Source organism: Cryobacterium sp. SO1 (assembly GCF_004210215.2).
Classification (GTDB): Bacteria; Actinomycetota; Actinomycetes; order Actinomycetales; family Microbacteriaceae; genus Cryobacterium.
Map to the genome: position 1 here is coordinate 448,385 of NZ_CP067394.1, position 13,611 is coordinate 461,995.

The window sequence follows — 13,611 nt, forward strand, 5'->3', positions numbered from 1 at the left end:
GCAACGAGTGGGGGTTTGTTTCTGTCGGGGTAACAGGATTTGAACCTGCGACCTCGTCGTCCCGAACGACGCGCGCTACCAAGCTGCGCCATACCCCGATGGCCCTGTGGACCTCGACAAGTATAACCCCATCGGGTCCCGGGGTTTCGACACGCTCGACCGACGAACAGCCGTTACGGGATCTTGCCGACGACCACGGTCACGGTACCGCCCGGGATGACCGGACTGCCCGCGGCGGGGGCCTGGGACAGCACCTTGCCGTTCTGGCCCGGGTCGGTCACCGGCTGCTCACTGGTCACCACGCCGAAACCGCTGAGCGTGCCCTTGGCCTGGTCGAGCGTCTGCCCGACCACGTTGGGCAGCAGGATCTGCGACCCGTTGCTGGAGTACACCGTCACGGTGGCGCCGGTGCTGGTGGTTGCGCCGCCGGCGGGGTCGCTGCGCGCCACGGTGCCGGCGGGCAGCTCGGAGTCGGTCTGCCCGCCGTCGAGGAAGCCGAAGCCGGCGCCCTCGATGGTGCTGCGGGCCTGATCCACGCTCTGGCCGCGCACGTCGGGCACGGTGACCTGCACACCGCGGATGAGGTTGTTCGCGGCCTCGTCGAACTCTTCGCCGCCGTACTTGGCGTTGGCGACGCTCATGATGTCGGGCCACATCCGGTGCCGGGCCGTGGCGGCGGACCCGCTGTCGAACCTGACGCTCCGCTGGTTGGTGTCGAACCCGGTGACGCTCACCACTCCCACGACGGTGGCGACCTCGGTGGTCGCGCCACTCATCCAGGTGTCCTTGCTGCCGTCGGTGGTACCGGTCTTACCGATCATGTCCAGCCGCGGCGACGTGTTGCGGTTCGACTCCCCGGCGGAACCCTGGGTCATCACCCGCTCCATGGCGTATGCCATGCCGGCGGCCACTTCGGGCTTCACGGACTCCGTGCAAGTGGACACCGGCGCGGGAATCTCCACGCCGTCCGCACCGATGATGCGGTCGATCACGATGGGGGAGCAGGTGGTGCCCTGGTTGGCGATGCCGGCGAAGGCCACCGCCATGCTCAGCGGGGCGACCTCGTTGGTGCCGAGCACCGAGGAGGCGCCCTTCTGCAGCGGGTCGCCGTCCGCCCGGTGCACCCCGAACGACGTGGCGGTGTCGCGGATCTTGCAGAGGTCAAGCCGCTTGGCCATGCCGAGGAAGCCGGTGTTGATCGAGTCGATCGTCGATTCCAGCGCCGAGTAGTTGCGGCCGGACTCGTTGGAGTCGTTCCGCGGGTTGTAGCCGGGGAAGCTCTGGGCGCCGTCGCAGTAGTCCTGGAAGGTGCCCCAATTGGCCTTGCGAGCGGAGTCGACCCGCTCGCCCAGCGGGTGGCCCTCCTTGAGCCATTCGGCCAGGGTGAACACCTTGTAGGTCGAGCCGGGCTGGAAGCCCCGCGAACCGCCCTGGGTGAAGTCAGTGTTGTAGTTGATTCCGGTGTACTCCGGGCCGGGAGCGACCTCTTCCTGGGTGTACTTCTTGTTCTGCGCCATGGTGAGCACCCGGCCGGTGCCCACCTCCACGCTGGTGGCCACGGCGCCCACGTCCCATCCGTCGAAGGTCATCGGCACGTTCTCGGCGATGGTCGCCTCGCTTGCCATCTGCAGTTCGATGTCGAGGGTGGTGTAGATCTGGTAGCCGCCGCGACGGAAGTTGGTGATGCGGCTGTCTTCATTTTCGCCGAAGGTGGGGTCGGTCTTGAGCTGGTAGGTGACGTAATCGCAGAAGTACGCGGCGCCGCCGGCGGTCTGGCAGCCGGTGCTGGGCTCGGTGAGAGCCGGTTCGATCGGGCTGGCGACGGCGGCGTCGTAGTCGGCCTGGTTGATTTTCTGGTGCTTGAGCATCTCGCGCAGGATGTAGTCGCGGCGGTCCTTGTTGGCGGCGTACCCGTTCGCGGCGCCGTTGGTTTCGCTTTCGGGCTCGTCCAAGCGGAACTTCTCCGGGTTGTTCACGATCGCGACCAGACTGGCCGCCTGCGGCAGGCTGAGGGTGGCGGCGCTGGCGGAGAAGTAGTACTCGGCCGCGGCCTGGATGCCATAGACGGTGCCGCCGAAGCCGGTGATGTTGAGGTAGCCCTGCAGGATCTCGTCCTTGCTGTACTCCTTCTCCACCCCGATGGCCAGCCGCATCTCCTTCAGCTTGCGTTCTTCGGTGGGGTCGGTGGCTTCCTCGAAGCAGGCCTGAAGTTCGTCCGGATCGGGCATGACCTCGCACTTCTGCACGAGCACGTTCTTGACGTACTGCTGGGTCACCGATGACCCACCCGAGGTGGGCCCGCCGGTGAACTTGGCCAGCGCCGCGCGCAGGGTGCCCTGCAGGTCCACGCCGCCGTGCTGACGGAACCGGGGGTCCTCACCGGCGACGACGGCATCCTGCACAAAGAGGTTCATGGCCTCGAGCGGGACTTCGACCCGGTTCTGGTCGTAGAACGACGCGAGCTCGTAGGGCGCACCGTTGCCGTCGATGGCGTAGATGGTGCTCACCTGGGACAGCTGGTCGATCTTCAGGTAATTCGGCAGGTTCTCGAAGGCGTTGATCGTGGTGCTGGTGGCCAAACTCGAGATCGCGAGGGCCGGCGTGATCCCGACAGCGATTAGCACGCCGGCGACGGCGCTCATGGCCACGAATCCGACGAGTCCCCCAACGACGCCGGAAAAAGTTCTTTTGTTTTCCCCCATAAGCGTGAGCTTAGAGGATCAAGGGTGGGGGAAAGCGGTGGTGGTCACCCCAGGACGAGGGGTCCCGGGGGGCGGCTAGGCGGCGGTGAGGGTCAGCAGCGTCGCCTCGGGCGGGCAGGCGAACCGCACCGGAGCGTAGATGGATGTGCCCAGTCCCGCGGAGACATTGAGGTATGAGGTGCGCAGCCCCACGCTCCAGAGGCTGAGGCCCTTCACCTGTCGGCGGGGAAGGTCACAATTGGTTACCAATGCGCCGAACTTGGGCACGCAGACCTGGCCGCCGTGGGTGTGGCCGGCCAGGATCAGCTGGGCGCCGTGGTTCACGAACGAGTTGAGCACCCGTTGGTAGGGCGCGTGCACGACGCCCACGGTGAGCGTGGAGCGCGGGCCGGTCGGTTCTTCGGGGTCCGGCCAGGTCTCCTCGGTGAGCGGGTCGTTGCCGCGCATCTCGTCGATGGCGCCGGTGATCAGGTCCAGCCGGTCGCGGCGGATGTGCGGATCGTCGACCCCGAACATCTCCAAGTGGGTGCCGTTGATGTCCAGCGCCTCGGCGGAGTTGTTCAGGTCGGTCCAGCCGAGGTCGGCGAACACCCGGTGCAGGTCGTCGGTGTCGAGCTCTGCGTGCCGGGTGCGCAGCGTCGACGGGCCGCCGAAGTACTTCAACGGGTTCTTCGGCTGTGGGCCGAAGAAGTCGTTCGAGCCGTTCACGAAGATGCCTGGGATGCCCGTGAACGGTTCGAGGGCGTACTCCACACCCGCGATGCCGTCTTCGTGACCCAGGTTGTCGCCGGTGTTCACGACCAGGTCGGGCTTCAACGCGGCCAGGCCGCGCACCCAGTCCTGTTTGTCGCGCTGCCACGGAGCCATGTGCAGGTCGGACAGGTGCAGCACCTTGATCGGGTCGGAGCCCGGCGCGAGCACCGGAACGGTGACCTCACGCAGGGTGAACCGGCGGCGCTCAATGAGCGAGCCCCAGGCGAAAGCGGCCAGCCCGGCCGCCGCTACGGCTGAAGCCGAGGCGACGACGGCGCGTGCGGTGCTCAACCTGCCGCTCCCTGCTGCTTGCCGACCACCACGGTGACGGTGCTGCCCGTGGTGGCGGCCGTGCCGGCCGCCGGGCTCATCGAAAGCACCTTGTTGTTCTGGCCGGGGTCGGTGACGGCTTGGTCGGTAACCACGACGTTGAAGCCGGCGAGCGTGGCCCTGGCCTGGTCGAGGGTCTGCCCCGCGACATCCGGCAGCAGCCCCTGGGCGCCGTTACTGGAATACACCGTGATTGTCGCGCCACTGCTGGCCTGGGATCCCCCAGCCGGATCGGTTCGGGCGACCGTGCCCGCGGGCAGCTCTGAATCGGTCACGCCGCCGTCGGCGACCTCAAAGCCGGCCCCCTCGAGCGCACTCTTCGCATCCTCCACGGACTGACCACGCACGTCGGGAACGGCGACCTGTGCCCCCTGAATGACGTTGGTGGACGCCTCGTCGAACTCGTCTCCGCCGTACTTGGCATTGGCGACGCTCATGATCTCCGGCCACATCCGGTGCCGGGCGGTGGCGGCGGAACCGCTGTCGAAGGCGTACTTGCTGGAGCGCTGGTTGGCATCGCCGGTGACGCTGACGACACCCACGACGGTGGCGACCTTGGAGCTCGCGCCGCTCATCCAGGTGTCCTTGGCGCCGTCGGTGGTTCCGGTCTTACCGATCATCGGCACCCGAGGGGACGTGTCGCCGTAGGACTGGGCGGCGGAGCCCTCAGTGAGCACCCGCTTCATGGCGTACGCCATGCCGGCGGCGACAGACGGCTCGACCGACTGGGTGCAGGTAGAGGCGGGCGGGGCGATCTCGGTGTCGTCAGGGCCGACGATGCGATCGATGACGACCGCCGAGCAGGTGTTGCCCTTGTTGGCGATGCCGGCGAAGGCCACCGCCATGCTCAGCGGTGCGACCTCGTTGGTGCCGAGCACCGAGGAGGCACCCTTCTCCAGCGGGTCGCCATCCCCCCGGTGCACCCCGAACGATTCGGCGGTGTCGCGGATCTTGCAGAGGTCGAGCTTCTTGGCCATGCCCAGGAAGCCGGTGTTGATGGAGTCGATGGTCGACTGCAGGGCGCTGTAGTTGGTGCCGGGCTCGTTCGCGTCGTTCTTCGGGTTGTAACCGGGGAAGGTCTGCGGGCCGCTGCAGTAGTCCTGGAAGGTGCCCCAATCTGACTTGCGGGCCGAATCGACCCGCTCGTTGAGCGCGTGACCCTCCTTCAGCCATTCGGCGAGAGTGAAGACCTTGTAGGTCGAGCCAGGCTGGAATCCCAAGGAGCCGCCCTGGCTGAAGTCGGTGTTGTAGTTGATGCCGGAGTACTGGGCGCCGAGGGCCTGCACTTCGGGGTCCTGGCTGTAGGTCTTGTTCTGCGCCATCGTGAGCACCCGACCGGTGCCCACCTCCACGCTGGTGGCCACGGCGCCCACGTCCCAGCCGCCGAAGGTCTGGGGCACGTTCTCGGTCATGGTGTTCTCAGTGGCCAGCTGAAGGTCCAGATCGAGGGTGGTGTAGATGTCGTAGCCGCCGCGACGGAAGTTCATCATGCGGGTGTCTTCGTCTTCGCCGAAGGTGGGGTCGCTCTTGAGCACGTGGGTGACGTAGTCACAGAAATAGGCGCTGCCGCCGGCGGTCTGGCATCCGGTGCTCGGCTCGGTGATGGTGGGCTCGATGGGCGAGGCGATGGCGGCGTCGTAGTCCGCCTGGCTCAGCTTCTTGTACTGGAGCATCTCGCCGAGGATGTAGTCGCGGCGTTCCTTGTTGGCGGCGTACCCGTTGGCGGCGCCGTTGGCTTCGCTCTCCGGCGTGTCCAGGCGGAACTTCTCCGGGTTGTTCACGATCGCGATGAGGCTGGCCGACTGCGACGGGGTGAGGTTCGCCGCGGTGGTGTTGAAGTAGTACCCGGCGGCGGCTTCGATGCCGTACACGCTGCCGCCGAACAGGGTGATGTTGAGGTAACCCTGCAGAATCTCGAGCTTGCTGTATTCTTTTTCCACACCGATGGCCAGGCGCATCTCCTTGAGCTTGCGCTCCGGGGAGGTCTCGGTGGCCTCGTCGTAGCAGGCGTCGAGCTCGTCCTGGGCGGTAAGAACCTCGCACTTCTGCACGAGAACGTTCTTGACGTACTGCTGGGTGATGGATGAACCACCCTGGGTGCCGCCGCCGGTGACGGTGGAGAGGGCGCCGCGGATGGTGCCCTGCAGGTCAACGCCGCCGTGCTCGTAGAAGCGGGGGTCCTCGCCGGCAACCGCGGCATCCTGCACGAACTGGCTCATGCTGTCGATCGGCACCTCGACCCGGTTCTGGTCGTAGAACGAGGCCAGCGCGAACGGGGAGCCGTTGCCGTCGAGGGCGTAGATGGTGCTTTTCTGGGAGAGCTGATCCACCTTGAGATAGTTGGGCAGGCTCTCGAACACGTTGATCGTGTTGGTGGCCGTCATGCCCGAAACGGCGAGAGCGGGGGTGACGGCGACCGTGACGAGGACGCCGGCGACGGCGCTCATCCCGATAAAGCCCAGGAGGCCGCCGAGGGCTCCACTAACCGTACGATTTTTGGCAGACATACAATTGAGCGTAAGGGACAAAGCCTGAAAAACCGCCTGAATCGGAGCCGCATGATTGCCTGGGAGTACCTCACCACCCCGCTGATGATCCACAACACAGCCGCCATCCTCAACAACTGGGGGTCGGAAGGCTGGGAACTCGTGCAGGTCGTCACCGGCCCCGAGGGAGGACTCGTCGCCTACCTCAAGCGTCCGGTCGCCGGCGCGGAAGGAGCATGACCATGTCCCAGATAGCGGCTCGTCTGGCCGAACTGGGCATCGATCTGCCGTCGGTCGTGCCGCCGGTGGCCTCGTACGTGCCCGCCGTTGTGAGCGGGTCGCTGGTGTACACCTCCGGCCAGCTGCCGATGGTGTCCGGTGCGCTGCCCGCCACCGGCAAGGTCGGTGACGGCCACGGCCTGGTGCCGGCCGCCGACGCGCGCGAGTACGCCCGGCAGTGCGCGCTGAACGCGCTCGCGGCCATCCAGAGCGTGATCGGGTCGTTGGACCGGATCACCCGGGTGGTCAAGGTCACCGGCTTCGTCGCATCCGCCCCCGACTTCACCGGCCAGCCCGGTGTGGTCAACGGCGCCTCCGAGGTGCTCGGCGAGATCTTCGGACACCTCGGCGTGCACGCCCGCTCCGCCGTGGGCGTGGCCGTGCTGCCGCTGGACTCGCCCGTCGAGGTGGAGCTCATCGTCTCTTTCGCCTAGCCCGCACTCGCCATCTCGCGAACTGTGAGTTAAGCCCCAGAATCCTCGGATTTCTGGGGCTTAACTCACAGTTCGCGAGCGTTTGTTACGCCGCGGATACACTTTCGGGGCGCGGATGCCCGGCCGAGAACGCGGCCCCTACCCGGGTCGCCAGCGTCTGCGCGGGCCGTTCCACCCAGCGGTACATCAGCTGGGCCAGCACGAGGCTCAGCGGCACCGAGATCAGTGCGCCCCACCACCAGTGCTGGGGCCCGAACAGTTGCCCGAACGTCACCACCACGGGGAAGTGCACGAGGTACAGGCTGAAGCTGATCGTGCCGAGCCAGGCCAGCAGGCGGCCGCTGAGCATCCGCTGCACCGGCGGCCAGAGCGCCACGGATGCCACGATCAGCGCAGCGCCCGGCACCCGCAGGGCCAGCGCCACATCGTTCCACGGCTCGGTGAGAACCGGCCGCAGCAGCCAGTAGCCGATGAGCAACACCGGCCCGAGAGCCGTGAGCGCGGCGCAGACCAGGGTGCCGCCGCGGCGCCGGGCCAGTCGGGTGGTGCCGGCCAGGAGAGCGCCGTGGTTGGCGGCGAGCAGCGCGCCCAGGCCGAACGCGGGCAGGTACATCAGCCCTTCGATGCCGAGCAGGTACCCCGCGGTGGCCACGGCCAGCAGCACCGCCACCCAGGCCAGGGTCCACCGGCGGGTGGCCACGGCCAGGATCACGCCGACCGGCAGCAGCAGGGAGAACCACATCTCCCACGCCAGCGACCAGAGCGGCGGGTTGACGTCGGGGCGGCCGGTGATGCCCACGATGCTGGCCTCGCGCAGCAGGTTGCCGAGGCCGAGGTCGGGGCTGCCCTGCTTCGCCATCCACGCGCCGCCGTCGCCGTTCACGGTGCGCGGCACGATCAGGATCCACAGCGCGGCCAGGACCACCGACACGAGCACGGGGATCGCCAGCCGCACGATGCGGCGCGGGTAGTAGGCCAGCCAGTCGTAGCCGGCGATCTGCGCCTCCGCGGCGGCCGGATGCCCGGCGCGAGCTGCGGCGGATGCGGGCGTGACGGAAGCTGCGGAGGCGGTCTCCGCTGTGGGGGAGTCGGCGCCGACCGGGCCTCCGGTGTCGGCGGGGGTGGGCCGACGGACCCAGGGGAAGCGGCGCAGCGGGCTGAGCACGAGCACGAAACCGCTGAGCACAAAGAACACCAGAACGAACTCCGGGCCGGCGACGAGGATCTTCAGCGGCGACTGCGTGACCCACCAGGCGGGGGAGAAGACCGCCACGTTCGCGCTCGAGGAGTACGCGGCCGAGATGGACGGCGCGGTCATCGACACGTGGTGCACGAGCACGATCACGGCGGCGACCCCGCGCAGGGCGTCGAGCCCGCCCATGCGGTCGCGGGAGATATCTCGAGACATTCGGCCCACCGTAGGTGCCGTTCGTGAACGTTTCCCGAACGCCCCACATCCGCGAGCTGTGAGAAAAGCACCTATCCGGGCCCCCGGAAGGTGCTTAACTCACAGTTCGCGTGGGGGAATTAGCGCATGCTTGCCGAGATGATCTGCATGATCGAGGTGTCGGCGAGCGTGGTGGTGTCGCCGATCTCGCGGCCCTCCGCGACGTCGCGCAGCAAGCGCCGCATGATCTTGCCCGAGCGGGTCTTGGGCAGCTCGGTCACGATGTGGATTTCGCGCGGCCGGGCGATCGCCCCGATCTGCAACGTCACGTGGGCACGCAGCACGGCGCTGATGTCGGCGTGGCTCGCCGCATCCGTCTGGCTGTACTTGATGATCACGAACGCCACGACGGCCTGCCCGGTGGTGTCGTCGTGTGCGCCCACCACCGCGGCCTCGGCGACCACGCCGTGCGCCACCAGCGACGATTCGATCTCGGCCGTGGACAGTCGGTGCCCGGACACGTTCATCACGTCGTCCACCCGGCCGAGCAGCCAGATATCGCCGTCACGGTCGAGCCGGGCGCCGTCGCCGGCGAAGTACAGCGGCCCGTCCGGGGCATCCTGGAACTTCTCCCAGTAGGTCTCGATGTACCGCTCCGGGTCGCCCCAGATGCCGCGCAGCATCGACGGCCAAGGTTCGGTGACCACGAGCAGGCCACCGTTGCCGTGCCCCACGTGTTCGCCGTCCTCGCCGATCACGTCGATGGAGATGCCCGGGATGGCGACCTGGGCCGCGCCCGGCTTGGCCTCGGTGAGGCCGGGCAGCGCCGAAATCATGATCGCGCCGGTCTCCGTTTGCCACCAGGTGTCCACCACCGGGGCGAGCTGGTTGCCGACCACCTCGCGGTACCACATCCAGGCCTCCGGGTTGATCGGCTCGCCCACTGAACCGAGCAGGCGCAGGCTGGTCAGGTCGAACTTCTGCGGCTCCTGCCGGCCGATCTTCATGAACGTGCGGATGGCGGTGGGCGCCGTGTAGAGGATGCTCACCTTGTACTTTTCGATGATTTCCCACCACCGGCCGGGGTGCGGGGTGTCGGGGGTGCCTTCGTAAAGCACCTGGGTGGCGCCGTTGGCCAGCGGTCCGTAAACCACGTAGCTGTGCCCGGTGATCCAGCCCACGTCGGCTGTGCACCAGAAGACGTCCTTCTCGGGCTTGAGGTCGAAGACGTTCTTGTGGGTGAACGCCACCTGGGTGAGGTAGCCGCCGCTGGAGTGCAGAATCCCCTTGGGCTTGCCGGTGGTGCCAGAGGTGTAGAGGATGAACAGCGGGTTCTCGGCCGGGAACGGCTGGGCCTCGTGCTCGTCGGGGACGCCGGCGAGTTCCTCATGCCACCACTTGTCGCGTTCGTTCCACTCCACGTCGCCGCCGGTGCGTTCCACCACGAGCACGGTGTGCACGCTCGAATCATTGCTGGCCAGGGCGGCGTCGACCGCTGGCTTGAGCGGGGTGGCGCGGCCCTTGCGGTAGCCGCCGTCGGCGGTGATCACGACCACCGCTTCGGCGTCGTCGATGCGGGAGCGCAGGCTCTCGGCGCTGAAGCCGCCGAAGATCACCGAGTGCACGGCGCCGATCCGAGCGACGGCGAGCATGGCCACGACCGCCTCGGGGATCATCGGCAGGTAGATCGCGACCCGGTCACCGGCCCGCACGCCGAGCCCGAGGAGCACGTTCGCGGCCCGCTTGACCTCGGTGGTGAGCTGCGCGTAGCTGATCGCGCGGGAGTCGCCCGGCTCGCCCTCCCAGTGCAGCGCGATGCGGTCGCCGTTGCCGGCGAGCACGTGCCGGTCGAGGCAGTTGTACGCCACGTTGAGCTCGCCGTCGTCGAACCATTTCGCGAACGGGGGATTGGTCCAGTCCAGCGTGCGGGTGAACGGCTTGTGCCAGTGCAGCAGGTCGCGAGCCTGCTCGGCCCAGAAACCAAGGCGATCTGCTGTGGCATCGGTGTACAGCGCCTCGGTGGCCACCGAAGACGCGGCGAATTCTGGCGAGGGCGGGAATCGGCGGGTTTCGTGGAGAAGATGGTCGATTTGCACGCTCATGATGGTTCGCTCCTTTGCGACTTCAGGCGGTGTGGGGCGCCGCGGCTGCCCCGTCCCTGAACCCTACACGGCGCACCCAGCCGTTTAGAGAGCAATTTCTCGCGGAAGAAGCACCGAATTTCTGCCCGGGGTATTTTGGAAAAACGGTTCTCACTGGCACTTCTTTTTATGTCCTCATTTAGGGGGACCCGGAGGACTTGCGCATCTGTTTTTCCCCAGTATGATTATCAATGTCTGAACGAAAGTTTTGACCTGTAGTGCGTTGGTTCCCCCCAATCGATGCACTGCCGAGGCGGCACCTGTTCCCCCCAATAGGTGCCGCCCCCCCTCTTTTAACAGCACGTCCGGTGTCTTGCATCGGCACACGCGCTTTCCCCGCCCGGCTCTCGCATCTCCCATGCGAACCGGGCACCTGTGTGACCAGCCGTACCGCGTCACCGCTGCATGAGCCCCTCCAGGCACACTGTTGCCCGTTCGGACATCTGCGCCCCGCACGCCAGGCGCGGGAGTCCGGTCGGGCAACAGTTGTATCAGCCCCGGATCCTCGAGGTGTGCGTGGCCCCATGCCCTGGTCGCGATCGTCGAGCCCCAGCGATGAGTCCCCACGCCGCCATGCCATCGTGCCCAGCGATCGCTGTTGCCGCTCCTCCACAGTCGGCCCTCGACGACGTCGCCGAACCAAAACGGATGCCGCCCGCACCAAAGCGCGCCCGGCGGTAGCGTGCCCGCATGCCAGAGCCCTACGTCGCGGTGCCATCCTTTCTCAACCGGTCCAGCACCCTCATCGTCAGCGCCGGCCCGCATCCGGGCCCCGTCAGCGGCACCGAACTCGGCCGTGCGTGCGAACCCGACATCAGCGACCCCGACGTCAGCATCCGGGACCCCGCGCTGGGTCGTGGTCGCGACCCAGCCTGGGGCCACGCTCGGACTCCGGTGCCGCCCGCCCGCATCGACCTCTCGCTGCTCGGCCCGCTCACTCGATTCGCCCGCGACCCCGCCGTCACCGACCTCTTCGTCAACGGTGATGCCGGCCTCTGGCTGGACGCCGGTGACGGGTTGGTGCCCGCGCCGGACTGGCACAGCGACGAGCGCGGCATCCGGGACCTGGCGGTGCGGCTGATCGCCCTCGGCGGCCGGCACATCGATGAAGCCAGCCCCTGCGTCGACGTGCGGCTGGCCGACGGCATCCGGGTGCACGCCGTGCTGCCGCCGGTGTCGAGCACGGGGACCCTGCTGTCGATCCGGTTGCCGCGGGCCGAGCGCCTCAGCCTCGATGCGCTCGCGGCCGGAGGCCTGTTCGGCCAGGGGAACGCCGCCACCGCCCAGCTCGGCCGGTTGCGCGCGGCGGTACACGACCGAGAGAACCTGCTGGTCACCGGCGCCACCGGCAGCGGCAAGACCACCTTGCTCGCCGCACTGCTGGGCGAGGCGCCCGCGGCCGAGCGAATCGTGGCCATCGAGGACGTCGCGGAGCTGCGCATCGCGCACCCGCACGTCGTGGCCCTGGAATCCCGCCAGGCCAATCTCGAGGGTGCCGGGCGCATCGGCCTGGACAGCCTGCTGCGTGAGGCCCTCCGGATGCGCCCGGACCGGCTGGTACTCGGCGAATGCCGGGGCGTGGAGATCCGCGAGCTGCTGGCCGCGCTGAACACCGGCCACGACGGCGGTGCCGGCACCCTGCACGCCAACTCGCTGGCCGACGTGCCCGCCCGGCTCGAGGCGCTCGGCGCGCTGGCGGGCATGAGCCCCGCAGCTGTCGCCCGGCAGACCGTGAGCGCGATCAATCTGGTACTGCACCTGGAACGGCGCGGCGGACTCCGGCGGCTCGCGCAGGTAGGCAGGTTCGTGCTCGACCCGGCCGACCGGCTCAGCACAGTGCCCGCATGAGCCGCCCGCCACAGATCCCGCCGATCGAGGAAGTGGCCCGGGTGGCCGAGCGGCTCGCGGTGCTGCTGGCTGCCGGGGTGTCGCCGGTGTCGGTCTGGGACTACCTGCTGCCGTCCGCGCCGCCCGCTGCACCTGAGCGGTCGTCGCCAACCGCCGACGCCTGGCCGCCACGGACCGAGCCAGCAGCCGGGGCGGAACCCTCGCATGGGGCGACGCCGGTCGAGGCAGCCCGGCCACTGCTGTCCCGCCGAGCGCGGGCTCAGGCCGAGACCGACCGGGCGCAGCACAGTATCCTGGCCGCCGCGGGCCGCGCCGCGCGCAACGGCGACAACGTCGCCGACGCCCTCGCCGAGGCGGCCGCCGGGCTGCCCGACCAGCTTGCCGACGCCTGGCGGGCGCTCGCCGCGGCGTGGGATGTCGCCACCCGCGCCGGCGCGCCCCTGTCGGGTTGCCTGCGCGACCTCGCCGCCGCGTTCCGGGAGCTCGGCCAGCTGCACCGCGACCTCACCGTGGCCCTCACCGGCCCGCGCGCCACCGCCCACCTGGTGATGGTGCTACCCCTGGTGGCGCTGCTGTTCGGCAGCCTGATGGGCTTCGACACCCTGCGCACCCTGTTCTTCACCGGTCCAGGCTTGGCCTGCCTGTCCACGGGTTCGGTGCTGATGCTCGCCGCTGCCCGCTGGAACCGTCGACTGGTGCGCCGCGCCCAGGCTGGCGGCCCCGCGCCGGGGCTGGAGCTCGACCTCACCGCCATCGGCATGACGGGCGGCGGCTCCCTCGACGGCGCCCGCCGCACCGCCAGGCACAGCGCCGAACGCTTCGGGCTGCGCACCCCCGGCGTCGACCATACCGCCACCGATGCGGTGATCGACCGGGTGCTCACCCTCTCCGCCCGCGCCGGCGTGCCCGCCGCCGAACTGCTGCGCAGCGAGGCGGAGCAGCTGCGCAGGGACGCCCGAACCGACGGTCGCCAGCGCGCCGAGACCTTAGCCGTGGTCGTGATGATTCCCCTCGGCGTCTGCGTACTGCCCGCGTTCATGCTCGTGGGCGTGGCGCCGCTACTGCTCAGCGTCCTCTCCGCCACCCTCGGCAGCTTCGATTGACGGCGTCGGCGCTCCCGCCCGGGGCGAGTCCGGGTGGGGAGGTGTCGGTGCTCCCCCGCTGGGCGACCACGGACGAGGTGGATCACTCACCTGACGCTCTCGGTGTTCACCGATGGCCCTCCTCCACAGCCTGGCGTGTCGACGAACT

General features: G+C 68.5%; 9 protein-coding genes and 1 tRNA gene. 4 read left to right on the plus strand and 6 right to left on the minus strand.

Annotated features, from left to right (window positions below; genetic code table 11):
* Nucleotides 1–24 precede the first annotated feature (24 nt).
* The 4 genes from BJQ95_RS02160 to BJQ95_RS02175 form a co-directional block, all read right to left on the minus strand.
* A tRNA-Pro gene (locus BJQ95_RS02160) sits at nucleotides 25–98 on the minus strand.
* A 75-nt stretch (nucleotides 99–173) separates the two neighbouring features.
* The gene (locus BJQ95_RS02165) at nucleotides 174–2,702 is read right to left on the minus strand and encodes a transglycosylase domain-containing protein (RefSeq protein WP_130176326.1); all 2,529 of its coding nucleotides are present in this window, start codon (nucleotides 2,700–2,702) and stop codon (nucleotides 174–176) included.
* 75 nt (nucleotides 2,703–2,777) lie between these two features.
* Nucleotides 2,778–3,746: a metallophosphoesterase gene (locus BJQ95_RS02170; protein ID WP_130176325.1), complete on the minus strand. Its 969-nt coding sequence runs from the start codon at nucleotides 3,744–3,746 to the stop codon at nucleotides 2,778–2,780.
* Nucleotides 3,743–6,292, minus strand: coding sequence for a transglycosylase domain-containing protein (locus BJQ95_RS02175; RefSeq protein ID WP_130176324.1), 2,550 nt, complete (start codon nucleotides 6,290–6,292; stop codon nucleotides 3,743–3,745). Before BJQ95_RS02175 ends, BJQ95_RS02170 begins: the two co-directional genes overlap by 4 nt.
* Before the next feature lie 51 nt (nucleotides 6,293–6,343).
* Here BJQ95_RS02175 and BJQ95_RS02180 point away from each other — a divergent pair, with 51 nt between their 5' ends.
* Nucleotides 6,344–6,511: a hypothetical protein gene (locus BJQ95_RS02180; RefSeq protein WP_165384846.1), complete on the plus strand. Its 168-nt coding sequence runs from the start codon at nucleotides 6,344–6,346 to the stop codon at nucleotides 6,509–6,511.
* 2 nt (nucleotides 6,512–6,513) lie between these two features.
* Nucleotides 6,514–6,984 (plus strand): RidA family protein, encoded by a 471-nt coding sequence (locus BJQ95_RS02185; RefSeq protein WP_256041495.1) that lies wholly within the window; start codon nucleotides 6,514–6,516, stop codon nucleotides 6,982–6,984.
* An 85-nt stretch (nucleotides 6,985–7,069) separates the two neighbouring features.
* On the opposite strand, the gene BJQ95_RS02190 is transcribed toward BJQ95_RS02185, so the two are convergent.
* Both BJQ95_RS02190 and acs read right to left on the minus strand, forming a co-directional pair.
* The gene (locus tag BJQ95_RS02190) at nucleotides 7,070–8,392 is read right to left on the minus strand and encodes an acyltransferase (RefSeq protein WP_130176323.1); all 1,323 of its coding nucleotides are present in this window, start codon (nucleotides 8,390–8,392) and stop codon (nucleotides 7,070–7,072) included.
* A 119-nt stretch (nucleotides 8,393–8,511) separates the two neighbouring features.
* A complete protein-coding gene (gene acs / locus BJQ95_RS02195) occupies nucleotides 8,512–10,473 on the minus strand; it encodes an acetate--CoA ligase (protein ID WP_130176322.1) in 1,962 nt (653 codons plus the stop codon).
* A 729-nt stretch (nucleotides 10,474–11,202) separates the two neighbouring features.
* Here acs and BJQ95_RS02200 point away from each other — a divergent pair.
* Together BJQ95_RS02200 and BJQ95_RS02205 are read left to right on the plus strand one after the other, a co-directional pair.
* Nucleotides 11,203–12,360, plus strand: a complete 1,158-nt coding sequence (locus tag BJQ95_RS02200) for a TadA family conjugal transfer-associated ATPase (protein ID WP_130176321.1) — start codon at nucleotides 11,203–11,205, stop codon at nucleotides 12,358–12,360.
* On the plus strand, nucleotides 12,357–13,463 hold the full coding sequence (locus BJQ95_RS02205; protein WP_130176320.1) for a type II secretion system F family protein: 1,107 nt from the start codon (nucleotides 12,357–12,359) through the stop codon (nucleotides 13,461–13,463). The genes BJQ95_RS02200 and BJQ95_RS02205 overlap by 4 nt, the downstream gene beginning before the upstream one ends.
* The last annotated feature ends 148 nt before the right edge of the window (nucleotides 13,464–13,611 follow it).

What these genes read in the sequence shown, in the direction of transcription:
- BJQ95_RS02205 (WP_130176320.1), top strand. Translation starts at nt 12,357, where the DNA reads ATGAGCCGCCCGCCACAGATCCCGCCGATCGAGGAAGTGGCCCGGGTG.
- BJQ95_RS02175 (WP_130176324.1), bottom strand. Translation starts at nt 6,292, where the DNA reads ATGTCTGCCAAAAATCGTACGGTTAGTGGAGCCCTCGGCGGCCTCCTG.
- BJQ95_RS02200 (WP_130176321.1), top strand. Translation starts at nt 11,203, where the DNA reads ATGCCAGAGCCCTACGTCGCGGTGCCATCCTTTCTCAACCGGTCCAGC.
- BJQ95_RS02165 (WP_130176326.1), bottom strand. Translation starts at nt 2,702, where the DNA reads ATGGGGGAAAACAAAAGAACTTTTTCCGGCGTCGTTGGGGGACTCGTC.
- BJQ95_RS02180 (WP_165384846.1), top strand. Translation starts at nt 6,344, where the DNA reads ATGATTGCCTGGGAGTACCTCACCACCCCGCTGATGATCCACAACACA.
- acs (WP_130176322.1), bottom strand. Translation starts at nt 10,473, where the DNA reads ATGAGCGTGCAAATCGACCATCTTCTCCACGAAACCCGCCGATTCCCG.
- BJQ95_RS02190 (WP_130176323.1), bottom strand. Translation starts at nt 8,392, where the DNA reads ATGTCTCGAGATATCTCCCGCGACCGCATGGGCGGGCTCGACGCCCTG.
- BJQ95_RS02185 (WP_256041495.1), top strand. Translation starts at nt 6,514, where the DNA reads ATGTCCCAGATAGCGGCTCGTCTGGCCGAACTGGGCATCGATCTGCCG.